The sequence below is a fragment of the Pradoshia sp. Z3_51 genome (genome assembly GCF_058215915.1).
Map to the genome: position 1 here is coordinate 541758 of NZ_JBZAJC010000001.1, position 15770 is coordinate 557527.

Below are 15770 nucleotides of genomic sequence, written 5' to 3' on the forward strand. Positions count from 1 at the left end.
TTGTAAAACATTTTTAAAAAGTTGAATACAGGTTTTTGTCGAATTGTCTGAAAAAGGTTGATCACCCAGGTGACTTTTACAACTGAATTAACCCTTCCCTTATTTCCCGGTATCCAATTTTAATAAATATTCATCAATGATTTTTTTATGGCTTTTAACGATTCTTCCCGGTAATTCATGTGGATAAAAGAATTCAAACTTTATAGATTCACTTTCATCTACAACTAATTCACCTTCGTATTCATTTGTATAATACGCAATCGTGACACAATAGAATTCATCTCCATTAGCAGCCTTTACAAAATACTCCGGTCCGGAATATACATTAATAAAATGCAGCTTGCCCAGCGTAAGGCCGGTTTCTTCTGTCACTTCACGTCTGGCTACTTCTTCGGTCGTTTCTCCCAGCTCCATTAAGCCACCTGAGAGCCCCCATGACTCCTTCGGAAATTTTCTTTGCTGCAACAACAGCCTGCCTTCCTTGTCAGAAATAACGACGACTGATCCAACTAATATTAAGGGACGATGACCCACAATAGCTCTTAAATCTTCAATATAGCCCAATCTCATCTCTCCTTTTATTTACCGCTCTGTAATACTAATCAATGTAACAGCGAAGATTTTGCATGTTTATATGAATCAATCAAAAAAAAAAAAAAAAATCGAGCCCTAAACCTTCAGGCATAAAGCTCGATCATGACTACTCAATATATTTTTAGCTGACACGAATTCTTAATTCTAATTCTTCCAGTTCATCAGCCAAAATATCATGATTAATCTCATACATGAGATGTTCATGAGTCCAATCCTCAAATACATCTATTTGACATATAATTTGGGCCAATTCTTTGCTTATAAAGGCTGATTCCTGTCCTGCCGCCAGCTTTTTCTTGCATCGATTGAATTTTGGATCTAATAATTCCAGCTGTTCATATAGCCCCTCCAGCGTTTGGTAATGCTGGATAAGTGGTAAAGCTGTCTTTTCACCAATACCAGGACAGCCCGGAATATTATCACTTGCATCGCCCAGCAGTGCTTTTACATCGACCCATTGCGCTGATTCTATTCCATAATCCTCACGAAAATCTTCAATGGTATAAACACGATCTCCTGTTTTACTGGCAATAATTTGACTCGTATGTTCATTCAGCAATTGAAACAGGTCACGGTCATTACTGTAAATTAAGCATTTCCCCATGTTATTCGTACTCCACATAGTAGAAATCGCACCGATTACATCATCTGCTTCATAGGAAGGCACAGACAGCTGCTTAACGCCAATCCGTTCTAGACTTGAACGCAATGTTTCATATTGCATAATGAGCGGTGCCGGCAATTCTCCGCGTGTCGCTTTGTAAAAATCAAATTTTTGTCTGCGGGACGATTCTTCGCGCTTTACATCCCAAGCAACAGCTAAATGCGTTACTTGGTGAGTTTTAATAAGGCTGAACATTTTTTGAAAAAACACGCGCAGTGCATTGGTATAAATCCCATTTTTATTTCGATATAATTGATCTTCTGTTTTCCCATAAGCAGTTGCAAAATAACCTCTGCTAAGTAAGTTAAAACCATCTATTAATAATAATGTATTGGTATTTTGATTCATCCTAATCCCCCTGATGTTCTGATTCTCTGTTATCAGATTGTACCATATCCGGGCCTTATTCTCTTCTTAAAAATTTCCCATCAAATCAATTTACTGGTCCGTTTCTATTCTGTTTTCCGGATAGGATATCCAATCGCTAAAGCTGCCGGCATAGATTTTCACATTCGTAAAACCTGCTTCCTTGAGTGCAATATAATTAGGAGTTGCTGTAATACCGGAACCGCAATAAACAATGATTGGCTCATCTTTGTTCAAGTGATTAAAACGGTTTTCCAACTCTGGTACAGGCAAATATTTACCGTTCCTGAAATTTTCAGTCCAATCCATATTTATTGCACCGGGTATATGCCCAGCTTTATGATCAATCGGCTCATGGATTCCTTTATAGCGGTCTGATTCTCTGGAATCTATTAAATAACCTGGTCTATCATTCTCTGCCCAGTCTTTCACTTCAGGGTAAGTGACTAATAGATTCTTATTCATGACAGGGGCATAATCTGTTGGTGTCAGCACAGGAATATCCTCGGTTACTGGATATCCTTTCTCCAGCCAAGCCTTTAATCCCCCATTAAGTACATATACACGCTCATATCCAAATAATTGGGCTGTCCATAGAAAGCGACCGGCAAAAGCTCCCTCGCCGCCATCATAAGCAATAACGGTTGTCTGTTCATGTATACCGATGGCTTTCATTAGTTCAATAAAGTCTTCTCTCGCAGGAAGCGGGTGTCTTCCTCCATGTTCCTTAATTGGACCGGACAAATCCTGAGCAACATCCATAAAAGCAGCTCCCGGTATATGGCATTCTCTATATTGTTCTCGTCCCGCTGTTTTATTGGATAAATGGAATTGGCAATCGATGATACGTAAATCAGGATCACTCAAATGTTCAAATAACCATTCAGACTCTTTTACCAGCTGCAACTGCATTCTCCTCCTCCGATTCTAAAATTAACTTGATTTGCTTTTCAGCCTCCAGGTAAATTTGAGGATTAGATTTCTTGTTTAATGTCAATTCCATACTTTTCAATCGTTCATTGCCTTCGGTTTTCATCTCCTCAATTAATGAAAGACTTATATACTGAATGGCTGATTCAAAATGCTCAAACAATTTGTTCTGTTGATCTGTATAATAAACATCTAGATAGTCGTTTAACTTCTCCAAAAAGGCATCAGCCATTGGTTTTCTACCATTCTTTTCAAAGAAATGCTGGGTACCCTTGAAAAGTCTCAGTTCTTCTTTGAAATCATCTGCCGTTAAATTTAATAGCGCTCGGTCGGTATTATATTCGTTTTGTAAATATGACTTAGGCTCACTGAATGACCAATCTTTATGGATGGTTTGAATCTCTTGAACTAACTGGACATAGGTATCATGCATGGTCTTTTTGACCATAACCTCTAAACGCAAGGATGTAGCCAGTATTTCATTGGCCAATTCAATTCTGACTTGATCAAGTAAACGATTCGTACAGGCTAAAAGGGACTGCCGATGGTCCTTTAATGTACCGGGATTAAAAAATTCTTTAAAATAATTCGGGAAGTTCAGGTTAATCCTTTGCTTACTATAATGAATCAATTCTTCTGTTTCCTGCTTCATCCTGGCCATTTCATGAGTAAATCTTTTTTCATTTAATATCACTAACACTCGCTCCCAGTTTCCATGCAATTGGACACGTCTTTTCGTCTTCTGCTCCTCGGTTTCATTGGACAGCTCGACAAGTCGACTGGTAAGCTGAAGTGCCTTATCCAAATCCAGCATAGCTGCATTAACTAATATACCTTTAAGCTCCTCCTGAATAAATGAATAGAAAGCTGATTCAAAATGGGAAAACAGCTCGATATATGCCTCATTTCCTGAATTGAGTTCTTCAGTCCTTTGTTGTAGCGCTGCACGGCTTGAAATCGGATAAATCCGTGGATGATGGATTCCTGAAGTTTGCAATTCACTGCGTAAATAACCCTCAACCACCTTTCTCTCCTCCAAATTTTCAGCCAAATCAGCCGCATTCAAAAGGAAGAACATTTTATCCATACTGAATGAATCCTTAACCCGTCCCAGTTGATCAAGGAAATTTCGGTCAGCCCGTGCGAATGGGTGATTATAATACGTAATAAAGCAAATCGCATCCGAATGCTTTATATAATTGAAGGAGGTACCTGTATGTCTCGCATTAACAGAATCCGCTCCGGGAGTGTCTACTAAAATAACGCCTTTTCGCGTTAAATCACAGTCATAATATAAATCAATGCGTTCGATAAAGCATGATTTTGTTTCATCTGTTGCATACACAGAAAACTCATCCAATGAAACGGCAAAACTTTTACCAAGATTTTCTTCAAAGGAATCAACCCCCTTTAAAAATGCCTCCAGGAAAGAAACCTTTAATCCTAGCGCATAGCTTTGTTTCTCGAGCATGGTTTGCGCCTGTTTCCTTGCCATCGCTAGATCCTGTACTTTTAAACCATCCTCATACCACAGTTCATTTAAATCATCGAGTAGCATGGTCTCCGTCTTAGCGTGAATGGTAGCTGTACCATGTTTATGTATGCTCGTTGGCGGCAAAATACGATTAATGACAGCGGTAGTAGGATTCGGTGAAACGGGTAAAACGTTTGCCCCTAAAAGTGCATTGGCAAATGAGGATTTCCCTGCACTGAAAGCACCAAAGAGAGCTAAAGTGTAAGTTTGATTCATCAGTGAATCTGCCCTATTTTTCAGCTCCTGCGCTAATTTCTCAAGACCAGGTAAGTGGTTCAAAGCCTGGGAAGCTTTTTGCAGCTTTAAAGCCACTTGCTCAGATGTATAAATCGACTGTGCCGTCTCCACTTTTTTTGTAATCAGTTCAGGCTTTGGCTCAGGTTCAATATCTTTAACTTCTTTAATATCCATCTCCACAATTGAACCCTCTATTTGCTGGCTTTGCAGGAATTCCATGACTTCTGTAATGGTATATCTGGATCTTTTAGTCAACTCATTCATAATTTTATCTTTATAGCTCCGCTGATTAGTCAGCTGTACTTGCCAATCCTGCCAAATGTGAAGAATAGAATGGTCCGACTTTAATTCCTCCTTCACCTGGGTGAGACGCTGCTCTCTTTCCTCTTCCCACTGACTCACCAAGGTATTGAAAAGAGTTAACGCTTGCTTGCCCGCAGCTTTTTTAATGGAAGATGCCAAATCCTTGGAAAAATTCAACACCAAGTCACTGGTAACAGAAGCTAACTGATCTACCTCAATGATCGTTTCATAGGGAATATCATAGTCGAATGACTGGATGATATTCTGACTCTCCTGTTTTTGTCCTGGATAATCGTTTATCATTCTTTGAAAATATTCATTTAAATTCCACAATATCGTCGATTCAGTCTGCTGTTTAATATTTTGAATCAGATTAGCTTTACGAGTTTCTTTTTCTTGTTCTGTTTTACTTTTTCCAAATATTCTCCCAACCTTAAAAGATGTAACCTTTGACTCCAAATATGATTTCGCCAGTTCCCTGGATTCATATGGAGTGATATTGCTATTTTCAATAATAAGCCCAATTTGTTCATCAAATATATCTTCCTCATGCTCACGGAAATTAATGATACTCTTACTAAATTTTTCAGCAGAATCAATGATTTCTAACAAGTGATGATTCTGTTTGTCATGCAGCTTCTGCTCGAGATGATTTCTTGCTTGATTAGAATCGGCTTCTTTCCAATTTAGATGCTCCGTTATTAAATGGTTAAGAAGTGAATTCACATCATAAGCTGGGGCAATACCAGCTAATTCAGCTATTTTTTCAGTTACCCGGTGAGCTTGGTTAAAGGGATGATCATCCGCTTTCATAGTAGTAAAGTAAAACTCTTCTACTGGTATATCCCAATCCTTAAAAGCTTGCTTTACACTTTGTTTAAGAGATGTAAAAGAAAGCTCATCCTCCTGATGTTTATCGATTTGATTAATGATGACATATATTCTTTTCCCCATACGTGCGAGATCTCTTGTAAACTGAAAATTTATTTCTGACTGAATATGATTGTAATCGGTCACATAAAAAACCGCATCGGCCAGATGAAATGAGGAGGCAGTCGACAATTCATGGGCTTCATCAGTTGAGTCAATCCCTGGTGTATCCAATAAGACTAAGTTGTTTTCATACGGAAAATTCTGAATCATTAAATCAATTTTTTGAATAGAACCGCCGTTTTTCGCAAATTCTTTAATTTTGTTAAAATCAATTGGCGGCTGAAAGATTAGACATTTTTGATCATTTAAAGTGACCCTGGCTTCTCCATTGCCGCTCCGTATTTTCACGATATTAGCACTTGTCGGAATGGGACTGGAAGGCAATATCGGCTGTTTCAAAATATAATTAATAAGCGTAGATTTTCCGGCCGAAAAATGTCCGCAAAATGCCAAGCTATACTCATTATCATTAACCTTATTCATAATATCGATCGTTTTTTGTGCCCGTACTTGATCCCCATCTTGTTCAAAGTACTTATAAATAGCGTAAAGCTGGTTAAGTGTTACTTCCCTTGTATGCAGTCTCATACTTATCCCCTTATTAATAATCATTTATCTATCTATTTTATCGAAAATTGGAATAGTTGCCCATCAATATCTATTTTGGTAAAAAAATAAGTTCAGACTTTTGTCTGAACTTACATACTTTGATTAGCTTGTGATTGAGCTGCTATAACTTTAGGATTTGCTACATTATTTAAAACATGAACCATGACTCCGCTAAAGGCTGTTACCGTTGCACCTACAAATACCCAAATCATCATCATGCACCTTCCCTGTCATGTAGTTAATTGATAACGTCTCTCATTATAGTTCCAGTGTATCATCAATGATAATCATTTTCAATCAAAATTCTGTTCAAAACAGATATTACCTATACACTCCTGTGCTTTATGTAAGTTCTAAACAACAGGTAAACAATCTCCCCTGAATACCAAGACAGATTGTTCATGATTTATCCGGTTAATTGCCGCTCTTCTTTTCGTTATGCTGAATCGTTATAAAAATTTCCCTCAATCGGTCCTGTCCACAGACATGGCAGACTTTCAGCATCTCATGTAATGAATGGCAATGAATACAATAATACTTTTTCATATGGTGTATCCACCTTTTTTACATACAGTATATGTAATATGATGGTTGCTGGTTCCTAATTTAGAGTATATTAATTCATTTCTCTTTGTTCTTTATTAAAACTGTAAACCACTCCAAAAAGAAGCATTATATCAATTGCATATGCCTATTTACTTTTATCTGTTCTAATTTTATGTAGATTGTACAGGAATAATATTAATGACGTACATATGATGATTCTGATTATATTTTAATAAAAGGAGTGAAATTTGTGAGTGATGACCAGAATCAATCCCCACAGTTGATCCCTCAGCAGCTAATTAATTTACTAGTAAGTGATCTTTTTCGGAAAAATGGAATTAACGCTGAGAAGGCTAAAGAAAAGTTATCCGATGAACAAAAGCAAATGATAAAAGAGTTAGTTAGTGATTTGACTAACCAGGTGGAGACATTTGTAAAATCCTCATCAACCGAGGATAACAAAAGCAGTGAAAAATGATCATTTTAAAACGCCTGATTAGCAGGCGTTTTTTTTTTCGATGGACAAACACATTTGAGCTTTTTGTCCAATCAAAACAAAGGACATCCTCATATTTTATAAAGACTAAATCACAAAGGAGTGGTAGAAAAATGTCAAATTATTTTGGTGACAATTACGAAAGTGAAAGGGATGAGAACAAGAGGCACTCGGCAGAGATAGCCCAGGACGCTGATCAGTTCACTGCTGAAATCCAAGAATCAGATGAATTAATCGTTATCAAGGATTCAGGTAACGTGTTTGTTCAAACTACAGAAACTCAAGCAGCAGTGTCCCTCCAATTAGCATTGCAGCTCGCACTCGCATTGGTAATTGAAATTTCAATTGCAGATTCAGATGATAGCGATGGTGTTGTTCAAGACCTTCTTCAGCACTTTAATTCTGAGCAAAAGAGCGTACAGAAAATTCATATCGAAAATTCAAGGGACGTTAGGGTTACAACTACTGACACAGATATCTCTGCAAACCTTCAAGTAATGCTGGAAGCACTTCTAGCTATTGTAGCCAGATTAGATATCGCGTAAATTTAAAAAAATAAAATAAGAGGTGAGAAGAAAAATGAGTGAAAAGAATTGGAGAGCATTAGATAATTTCAATTGCAAGAACGATGATGATGCGGAAGTCACACAAGAAGCTGATCAAATCACATCAATCACACAACAATCCTATGAATGGATCGTCGTCAAAGATTCTGAGGATGTGGAAGTGCATACAACAGATACTCAAGTAGCATTATCTTTACAAGCAGCTATTCAAGTAGCAATCGCAATTGTTATTAGTATATCAGTTGGGGATAATGAAGCCGGCAAAGGGGTAGTTCAAGATTTAAAACAATTTTTCAAATCTAAACAACGAAATACCCAAAAAACAATTATTACTGGTTCAAAGTGTGTAAGGGTCGAAAGTACGGATACTCAAATAGCTTTAAATATACAAGTATTAATCCAAATTCTTGTGGCTATTGTTGCTAGACTAGATATTGGATAAAGATGATGTTCAAGATACTAAAGATGGATAACCTGTATAATATAGTAAAAAGACATGACTAGCTCATGTCTTTTTACTTTCTAATCACTATTTTGAAATGAACTCTTGGAAATTTACTAATAAGCCGGTCACTTACATTTTCGCCATTCCCCTGCCTTCTAGCAGAGTTATGCTCTATCAAACAAATATCACTTGATTCTTCACATCTATTTAATTATTCTTTACTTTGTTGAACAAAATGAATACTACCTTTTCAGTAATTTGATAGGACACGCGGACAATCCAACAGTTTTTAGGCATTAAAATAGATAAACTTACCTCAAAATAAATCGAATTAATAAACTATTTCTTCCTTATTTTGAATCAGTGGACTATCTTTTTGGGTCTTTTTGAAGATTACATTAAACAATAGATTTAATCCTATCGCAGTTATCCCTCCAGCCACAATTCCGTTTTCAGTCAGGATTTTCAATGTATCTGGCAGATTGGCAAACATTTCCGGGACAACAGATACCCCAAGACCGATTCCGCAAGAACATGCAATAATCAGCAAGTTTTCCTGAGATTGCAGGTCTACTTGGCTTAGCATTTTAATTCCCGCCGCTACCACCATACCAAACATAGCAACCATTGCTCCGCCCAGTACAGATGAAGGGATAATCGTTGTGATGGCACCAATTTTAGGGCTGAAGCCAATCAGGACCAGAAACAGACCTGCCGTATAAATCACATTGTTAGAACGTACACCGGACATTTGGATTAATCCGACGTTTTGAGAAAATGTCGTGTAGGGAAGAGAATTAAAGATACCACCGAACACAATCGCTAACCCTTCTGCGCGATATCCTTTAGCAAAATCCTCTTCTTTTAAATCCTTTTCACATATATCTGATAAAGCAAGATAAACACCTGTTGATTCTACTAAGCTTACAAGTGCCACGAGAATCATCGTTATGATTGGAGCCCATTCAAAGGTTGGCATCCCGAAATAAAAAGGAGTAGGAGTTAGGAGTGCATCGGCATCGATAACAGCTTGGATGTTCACCTTTCCTATGAAAGCTGCTGCGACTGTACCTGCAATTAATCCAAGTAAAATAGAGATAGCTCGTATAAAACCTGTTGAAAATTTATAAAGAATAATAATAAATAGCAATGTACCAAATGCCAACAGGATATTAGATGTTGAACCGAAATCACTCGAGCCTTCCCCGCCAGCCATATTATTCATAGCTACCGGAATTAAAGTCATCCCAATAATCGTTACCACTGATCCCGTCACAACCGGAGGGAAAAATTTTAATAGCTTACTAAAATACTTGCTTACTAAAATAACAAATAATCCTGATGCTAGTATGGCTCCGTAAATAGCTGGTATTCCGTATTCTCCTGCAATAGCAATCATTGGACCCACTGCCGTGAATGTACAGCCTAGGACAACAGGCAACCCGATACCAAAGAATCGATTCTTCCATACCTGCAAAAGTGTCGCAATTCCACACATCAGAATATCGATTGAAACTAAATGTGTTAATTGCTCCGGGGTTAAGCCAATACTTCCACCAACAATCAAAGGTACTACAACTGCTCCGGCATACATAGCTAATACGTGCTGGATACCCAGTGAAGCGGTTTTCCATTTATTCATTTGCATTGGCTGTTTCCTCCTCCAAAAAGATTACTTTATTTTTTTCAAGGGATTGGATACGAGCGAGTGATTCTACCCGATATCCTTTATCTCTTAAAATTTCACCGCCTTCCTGGAAGGATTTTTCAATAACAATTCCCAGTCCGGCAATTTTGGCGTTCGCTTGGTTCACAATATCAACCAACCCAAAAGCAGCTTGTCCCTTTGCTAGGAAATCATCAATGATTAATACAACATCCTCTTCATTTAAAAACTTTTGGCCAATGCAGATCGTATTTTCTTCTTTTTTCGTAAATGAATAAACAATGGACGTATATAAGTCGTCTTGCAGGGTCAATGATTTTTTCTTGCGGGCAAAAATAACTGGGACCTGAAGCTCAAGCCCTGCCATAACCGATGGAGCTATTCCAGATGACTCAATGGTTAAAATTTTCGTAATCCCAGCATCCTTAAACCTCTTCGCGAATTCTTTACCTATCGCCACCATTAATTCAGGATCCAGTTGATGATTTAAAAACGTATCTACCTTTAGGACCTCACTTGAAAGGACTTGCCCTTCCTCCATAATTTTAGCTTTTAACAATTTCAACTTTTACTCCTCCAATCCCTTGCTTCAAATAAATGAACAAATAAAAAGGACCTACAAATTGTCACCTACCTAAAAGTGGGTACAACAATTCATAGGTCCTTTATATCCGGACAAATATGAACAGCGCATTATTAACTCGGGCGCTTGTTTCCCACTCATAGTCAGATTATTTCGGTGGCGAACCACACTGGTAATCTGGTAGAAACTCGCAGGCCATATCCCTGCTATTATATGAGTGCGTATGTAATTAGTATGTTGAGAATTATATCAACAAAATACTCGTTTGCAAAGTGTTTTTTCGTCAAAAACTACTTTTATATTGTCCAATATTTGTGTCCAAATAAAAGACGAATCTTCTATAAAGAAACTGTTTTTCACAATTCAGCCATATTTATTTCATTCATCCTACCCATAAAACACTCGTTATATCAATTTTACACTATTAATACAGTAATAACCTTATTGGTGAACGATTTGTGAAAATGAAATAACTATCATCCATTTCCAATATTATCTAGTAGAATATACTCAAAGCACATTTCCATTATTTTCGAGAGGGGAGAAAAACGTGGCAAAAACTAAATTAAACGTACCCGTCAAGGTTAAGAAGAACGAAGAAACTAATCTTTCCGGAACATTGATTTCTGTCTTAACACTTGGGGCATTCATTTTAATTGTATGGGCAAGCGTTTACTTTTTATTTTTAGATCGTCTGTAGAAGAAGGGAGAGATTATCGGTCATGCATATCCATAAATTTGAAAAGATATGGCTTATATTAGGGGTAACAGCACTTTTTGTATTTTTAACTGTATTAGGGGTCAGTGCATTTTATGATGGAAACCAACCGGCAAGCTGTCTGGTGACGATCGATCCGGAAAAAGTAACAGAAACTAAACCTTTTGATAAACCGGGTTTACATAAAGTTGAAGGGAAAGAATGGGATTACGAATTAGTATTCGTTGTTTCCGCGTTTAAATTTGACCCAGGTGAAGTTCAAATTCCTAAAGGTGCAACTGTAAAATTCATGGCTACCTCAACGGATGTTGTTCATGGATTTGAAGTGGCAGGAACGAATGTCAATATGATGATTGAGCCTGGCTATGTGAATGAATATACAAAGACATTCGATAAAACCGGTGAATATTTAATTTTATGTAATGAATATTGTGGTACGGGCCATACCATGATGACGTCTAAAATCGAGGTGGTTGACTAATGAATAGGAATCAAACTGATCTTAAAGTAAACAGAGCTGATGGTAAGCTCGCTATGGCCCACTTCTATGTGGCATTTATCGCACTGGCTCTTGGAGGATTCGCTGGCCTTTTACAGGTTCTTGTACGATCAGGAAAATACACACTGCCTGCCGGAATTACATATTATCAAGTTCTTACTGTTCACGGTGTTTTACTTGGACTTATACTGACTACATTTTTTATAATGGGCTTTCAATTTGCAGCAATCAGCAAAACAAGCGGAACACTATCTAAAAAGGCAAGAACGGTTGGTTGGATTGGTTTCTGGATGATGACCATCGGTACAGCTATGTCAGCTACAATGATTCTGCTTAATGAAGCATCCGTCCTCTATACATTTTATGCGCCATTACAGGCTCATCCAATATTCTATTTCGGGCTGGTATTTGTTGTAGTGGGAAGCTGGCTGGATGGCGGAGCTATGGTTGCAGCTTATATTAACTGGAGAAAACAAAATAAGGGTAAAGTCGGCCCATTATTATCCTTCATGGTCATTATCAATAATGTATTATGGTTTACAGCTACTTTAGGTGTGGCGGCTACTGTTTTGGTACAGATTATTCCATGGTCACTTGGATGGGTTGATTCTATTAATGTTCTTATTAGCCGTACGTTATTCTGGTATTTTGGACATCCGCTCGTATATTTCTGGTTATTGCCGGCTTATATGGTTTGGTATGTCGTCATTCCAAAAGTAATTGGCGGAAAAATATTCTCTGATTCATTAGCAAGATTATCGTTTATTTTATTCTTACTGTTTTCTGTACCTGTTGGCTTCCACCATCAATTAACGGAGCCTGGGATTGATCCTGCATGGAAATTTTTACAGGTTATTTTAACATTCCTGGTCATCATTCCATCCTTAATGACAGCTTTCTCTATGTTCGCCACTTTTGAAAGTGCAGGGCGTGCAAAAGGCTATAAAGGAATCTTTGGTTGGTTTAAAGCCCTTCCTTGGGGTGATGCGCGCTTTACGGTTCCTTTTATCGGAATGGTTGCTTTTATCCCTGCTGGAGCAGGTGGAATTGTCAATGCTTCCAACCAATTGAACCAGGTTGTACATAATACGATTTGGGTAACAGGACATTTCCATTTAACACTTGCTACCTCTGTTGTCTTGACTTACTTTGGTGCCATGTATTGGTTGGTTCCACATTTAACTGGCCGTAAGCTTACTAAAAAGATGAATAAATTAGCCATCATCCAGGCGATGACATGGGCAGTTGGGATGACCTTTATGTCAGGCGCCATGCATTTTGCAGGTCTGCTGGGTGCACCAAGAAGATCTTCCTACTCCACATATGGCGGTTCCGCTCAGGCAGCTGAATGGATTCCATATCAAATCGCTCAGGCCGTGGGAGGTTCCATCCTCTTCATTGGTATCATTTTGATTTTGGTTATCTTCGTTAATCTAGCTTTCTTTGCCCCTAAAGGTGATGAAGAGTTTCCGATTGGTGAAGTATCAGAAAAAGCTGAGAAAACACCTTTCATCCTTGAAAATTGGAAGCTATGGATTGGCATTACAGCAGTTTTAATCATTCTCGCCTATACCCTGCCGTTTGTAGACATGATCCAAAATGCCCCGCCTGGGTCAAAAGGATATAAGCTCTGGTAAAGGTGCTATGACAAAAACTATAGCAGATGCGGATGACATATATGTCTTCTGCATCTGTTATTTTAATTATTTTGATAATTGAGAGTTTATTTGTTTATAAAATTGTATTTTCATATATTGGTGTACGCTTTAAAGTATCAATTATTCTACCTAATCTAAGAGAAACCTGATTAGCTAACCATTATTGAGCGAAAAATGAAGTATATGAGCGAATTCCATCATATATGTGCGATTTTCAACTTAAATGAGCGAATTCTTAATTATATGAGCATCATCAGAATTAATTGCGCGAACGGGAAAATAATTGAGCAGTTTTGAGCCTAATTGAGCTTTAAAAATAGCCTTTGAGCGATTTATTTAAGGATTGAGCTAAACTAATTTATCCGTTCCAACCGTCATAATCAGCCTCTTTCTTCCCCTGTCATCCATTCTCCACAGCAAGTGAACAAGCCAAAACCTTTCCTCAGCAATAAATAAAGGCGCCGTCAAGCATCTAAACTTCTACTTAACGGACACCTTTTTATTGTTTATAAATCATACAGTGCAGTATATTTTTCTTTTAAATACGTTATCAAATACTGTGGATTTAATCCTTCTCCCGTAGCATCCTTTATAATCTCTAAAGGCAATTTCAACTTTCCATACTGATGGACATGCTCCGTTAACCATCCAGTAATTTTGCCATAGTCTCCGTTTTCAATGATTCCATCGAAGTTCGGAATGTCCTTCAGCATTGCAGCTTTGAATTGAGCTGCATACATATATCCGAGTGCATAGGATGGGAAATACCCAAACATGCCACCTGCCCAATGGACATCCTGTAAAACTCCTTCACCATCATTTTCAGGCCGGATTCCCAAGTACTCTTCATACTTATCATTCCAATGCTTCGGCAAATCAGCTACTTTTAGATCTCCATTAAACAATCCCTTTTCTAATTCATACCGAATCATAATATGCAAAGGATACGTGAGTTCGTCAGCCTCAATCCGAATTAAGGAAGGCTTTGATTCATTAATAGCCTTATAGAACGTATCGAGGTCAATATTATCAAATTGTTCAGGCGAGACAGCTTTTAATTTATCAAAATTATGTTTCCAGTAGCTAAGATTACGGCTGATAAAGTTTTCAAAGAATAAGGACTGAGATTCATGGATACCCATTGATGTACCGGTACATAAAGGTGTTCCTTCTAATTCTTTATTAATATTTTGTTCATATACGGCATGTCCGCATTCGTGTATGGTACCAAATAGAGCAACACGGAAATCTTCCTCAACATATTTCGTTGTAATCCTCACATCATTGGCGTTTAAAGCTGTAGCAAACGGATGGACTGTATTATCCAGACGTCCCGCTTCCAGGTCATAACCTAATTCCTGAATCAATTCCATACATAATTTTTTCTGTGCTTCTTCACTAAATGACTTATATATAAAGTTCGTTTCTAGATTCTTATTCGATTCACCAATCTTTTTCACAAGCGGTACAATTTCTTCTCTTAGCCTGGCAAATACATCATCCAATATCTCAACTGTCATACCCGGTTCATACAAATCGAGTAATCCATCATAAGGATGATCAGCTTTTCCCCAATAGGATAAAAATTTCTTATTCACCTCAATTAGTTGTTCCAAATATGGCATAAACAAAGCAAAATCAGATGTTTCTTTTGCCGTTTCCCATATACTTTCAGCCTTGGACTGTAGTTCAACATATTCCTTATACTCATTTGCCGGAATTTTACTCATCTTCTCGTATTCTTTCTTACATTCCTCAACAATGGCAATTGTATTTGAATCCAACTGCTCCTTCAGTTCAGGCTTTGATAACTCTTCTATGTATCGTTCCATTTTAGTTCCGGTTGCCATTTCGAAATGTTCTTTCGATAAGATGGATAGCACTTGACTTCTCTTATCTATCGTTTTCTTTGGAGCCCCGGTGCGCATGTCCCATCCAATCAGTGCAGACGCTTCTCTGAATGCATCCATGGTATGTATATAGTCTAAAAACTCTTTTTCTAATAGGTTTGTCATATAGATCCCCCTTCTCCTTAAAGTATACTGAATATTTTACCATATTAAGTATACTAGGTAGATAGTTTTATATACGAATATGAGTACTTTTCCTAACAGGCCCGAAAAAGTCTAATTACCTAGTATTCCACCATTTCAAACTAAATAAAAAATGCCAACCCTTGGGGTTAGCGTTTACTTTTATTGCTGATTGTCTTACGAGATCCTTTTGTGTTTTTTTGGCGCATCTTACCACAATAGTGAAAATAAATCTGTACAAATAAAATCATTGATTATCTATCGCTTTTTCTAGACAGTTTTGTAATACATGAATTTCATGATCATTTTCGAGTACTATTTCAAATATTTGTACTTGATTACTTTTTCGCATATAAAGACAATAAAAACAATTAATTGGGACGGATAAAG

Annotated in this window: 15 protein-coding genes and 1 riboswitch; of the genes, 6 read left to right on the forward strand and 9 right to left on the reverse strand. The window is 37.5% G+C overall.

Annotation, left to right across the window (positions count from 1 at the left end):
* Positions 1 to 99: 99 nt before the first annotated feature.
* The 6 genes from AC4BHA_RS02500 to AC4BHA_RS02525 form a co-directional block, all read right to left on the reverse strand.
* Complete coding sequence (locus tag AC4BHA_RS02500; protein ID WP_066107291.1) at positions 100 to 564, reverse strand: NUDIX hydrolase; 465 nt, start codon at positions 562 to 564, stop codon at positions 100 to 102.
* A 151-nt stretch (positions 565 to 715) separates the two neighbouring features.
* Positions 716 to 1606, reverse strand: a complete 891-nt coding sequence (locus AC4BHA_RS02505; RefSeq protein WP_066107294.1) for a 5'-3' exonuclease — start codon at positions 1604 to 1606, stop codon at positions 716 to 718.
* Between the two features lie 90 nt (positions 1607 to 1696).
* Positions 1697 to 2536: a sulfurtransferase gene (locus tag AC4BHA_RS02510; protein WP_139891772.1), complete on the reverse strand. Its 840-nt coding sequence runs from the start codon at positions 2534 to 2536 to the stop codon at positions 1697 to 1699.
* Entirely contained in the window at positions 2508 to 6149 is a 3642-nt protein-coding gene (locus AC4BHA_RS02515) for a dynamin family protein (protein WP_490558108.1), read from the reverse strand. Before AC4BHA_RS02515 ends, AC4BHA_RS02510 begins: the two co-directional genes overlap by 29 nt.
* Before the next feature lie 110 nt (positions 6150 to 6259).
* Positions 6260 to 6388, reverse strand: coding sequence for a hypothetical protein (locus tag AC4BHA_RS02520; RefSeq protein WP_258188161.1), 129 nt, complete (start codon positions 6386 to 6388; stop codon positions 6260 to 6262).
* 196 nt (positions 6389 to 6584) lie between these two features.
* Positions 6585 to 6716: a hypothetical protein gene (locus AC4BHA_RS02525; protein WP_490558109.1), complete on the reverse strand. Its 132-nt coding sequence runs from the start codon at positions 6714 to 6716 to the stop codon at positions 6585 to 6587.
* 250 nt (positions 6717 to 6966) lie between these two features.
* On the opposite strand from AC4BHA_RS02525, the gene AC4BHA_RS02530 reads away from it, so the two are divergent.
* The 3 genes from AC4BHA_RS02530 to AC4BHA_RS02540 all read left to right on the forward strand — a co-directional run bounded on the left by AC4BHA_RS02530 (position 6967) and on the right by AC4BHA_RS02540 (position 8220).
* The gene (locus AC4BHA_RS02530) at positions 6967 to 7194 is read left to right on the forward strand and encodes a spore coat protein (protein ID WP_490551347.1); all 228 of its coding nucleotides are present in this window, start codon (positions 6967 to 6969) and stop codon (positions 7192 to 7194) included.
* Positions 7195 to 7325: 131 nt separating this feature from the next.
* Positions 7326 to 7757, forward strand: coding sequence for a spore coat protein (locus AC4BHA_RS02535; RefSeq protein WP_490551346.1), 432 nt, complete (start codon positions 7326 to 7328; stop codon positions 7755 to 7757).
* 34 nt (positions 7758 to 7791) lie between these two features.
* Positions 7792 to 8220, forward strand: a complete 429-nt coding sequence (locus AC4BHA_RS02540) for a spore coat protein (RefSeq protein WP_490551345.1) — start codon at positions 7792 to 7794, stop codon at positions 8218 to 8220.
* A 334-nt stretch (positions 8221 to 8554) separates the two neighbouring features.
* Here the strand turns inward: AC4BHA_RS02540 and AC4BHA_RS02545 are convergent, their stop codons facing one another.
* Positions 8555 to 9871 carry a nucleobase:cation symporter-2 family protein gene (locus AC4BHA_RS02545; protein WP_490551344.1) on the reverse strand — a complete coding sequence of 439 codons (1317 nt, stop codon included), beginning with the start codon at positions 9869 to 9871 and terminating at the stop codon, positions 8555 to 8557.
* Positions 9858 to 10454: a xanthine phosphoribosyltransferase gene (locus AC4BHA_RS02550; protein ID WP_490558110.1), complete on the reverse strand. Its 597-nt coding sequence runs from the start codon at positions 10452 to 10454 to the stop codon at positions 9858 to 9860. The genes AC4BHA_RS02545 and AC4BHA_RS02550 overlap by 14 nt, the downstream gene beginning before the upstream one ends.
* Positions 10455 to 10592: 138 nt before the next feature.
* Positions 10593 to 10709: riboswitch (purine riboswitch) on the reverse strand.
* A gap of 313 nt (positions 10710 to 11022) precedes the next feature.
* Here AC4BHA_RS02550 and AC4BHA_RS02555 point away from each other — a divergent pair.
* The 3 genes from AC4BHA_RS02555 to AC4BHA_RS02565 are packed head-to-tail and all read left to right on the forward strand — an operon-like array spanning position 11023 to position 13326.
* Positions 11023 to 11172: a cytochrome c oxidase subunit 2A gene (locus AC4BHA_RS02555; RefSeq protein ID WP_066107311.1), complete on the forward strand. Its 150-nt coding sequence runs from the start codon at positions 11023 to 11025 to the stop codon at positions 11170 to 11172.
* 22 nt (positions 11173 to 11194) lie between these two features.
* The gene (locus AC4BHA_RS02560; protein WP_066107315.1) at positions 11195 to 11671 is read left to right on the forward strand and encodes a cytochrome c oxidase subunit II; all 477 of its coding nucleotides are present in this window, start codon (positions 11195 to 11197) and stop codon (positions 11669 to 11671) included.
* Positions 11671 to 13326: a b(o/a)3-type cytochrome-c oxidase subunit 1 gene (locus AC4BHA_RS02565; protein WP_139891766.1), complete on the forward strand. Its 1656-nt coding sequence runs from the start codon at positions 11671 to 11673 to the stop codon at positions 13324 to 13326. The genes AC4BHA_RS02560 and AC4BHA_RS02565 overlap by 1 nt, the downstream gene beginning before the upstream one ends.
* A 527-nt stretch (positions 13327 to 13853) precedes the next feature.
* Here the strand turns inward: AC4BHA_RS02565 and AC4BHA_RS02570 are convergent.
* Positions 13854 to 15362, reverse strand: coding sequence for a carboxypeptidase M32 (locus AC4BHA_RS02570; protein WP_490558111.1), 1509 nt, complete (start codon positions 15360 to 15362; stop codon positions 13854 to 13856).
* Positions 15363 to 15770 lie beyond the last annotated feature (408 nt).

What these genes read in the sequence shown, in the direction of transcription:
- AC4BHA_RS02515 (WP_490558108.1), bottom strand. Translation starts at nt 6,149, where the DNA reads ATGAGACTGCATACAAGGGAAGTAACACTTAACCAGCTTTACGCTATT.
- AC4BHA_RS02545 (WP_490551344.1), bottom strand. Translation starts at nt 9,871, where the DNA reads ATGCAAATGAATAAATGGAAAACCGCTTCACTGGGTATCCAGCACGTA.
- AC4BHA_RS02525 (WP_490558109.1), bottom strand. Translation starts at nt 6,716, where the DNA reads ATGAAAAAGTATTATTGTATTCATTGCCATTCATTACATGAGATGCTG.
- AC4BHA_RS02540 (WP_490551345.1), top strand. Translation starts at nt 7,792, where the DNA reads ATGAGTGAAAAGAATTGGAGAGCATTAGATAATTTCAATTGCAAGAAC.
- AC4BHA_RS02560 (WP_066107315.1), top strand. Translation starts at nt 11,195, where the DNA reads ATGCATATCCATAAATTTGAAAAGATATGGCTTATATTAGGGGTAACA.
- AC4BHA_RS02505 (WP_066107294.1), bottom strand. Translation starts at nt 1,606, where the DNA reads ATGAATCAAAATACCAATACATTATTATTAATAGATGGTTTTAACTTA.
- AC4BHA_RS02510 (WP_139891772.1), bottom strand. Translation starts at nt 2,536, where the DNA reads ATGCAGTTGCAGCTGGTAAAAGAGTCTGAATGGTTATTTGAACATTTG.
- AC4BHA_RS02535 (WP_490551346.1), top strand. Translation starts at nt 7,326, where the DNA reads ATGTCAAATTATTTTGGTGACAATTACGAAAGTGAAAGGGATGAGAAC.
- AC4BHA_RS02570 (WP_490558111.1), bottom strand. Translation starts at nt 15,362, where the DNA reads ATGACAAACCTATTAGAAAAAGAGTTTTTAGACTATATACATACCATG.
- AC4BHA_RS02520 (WP_258188161.1), bottom strand. Translation starts at nt 6,388, where the DNA reads ATGATGATGATTTGGGTATTTGTAGGTGCAACGGTAACAGCCTTTAGC.
- AC4BHA_RS02565 (WP_139891766.1), top strand. Translation starts at nt 11,671, where the DNA reads ATGAATAGGAATCAAACTGATCTTAAAGTAAACAGAGCTGATGGTAAG.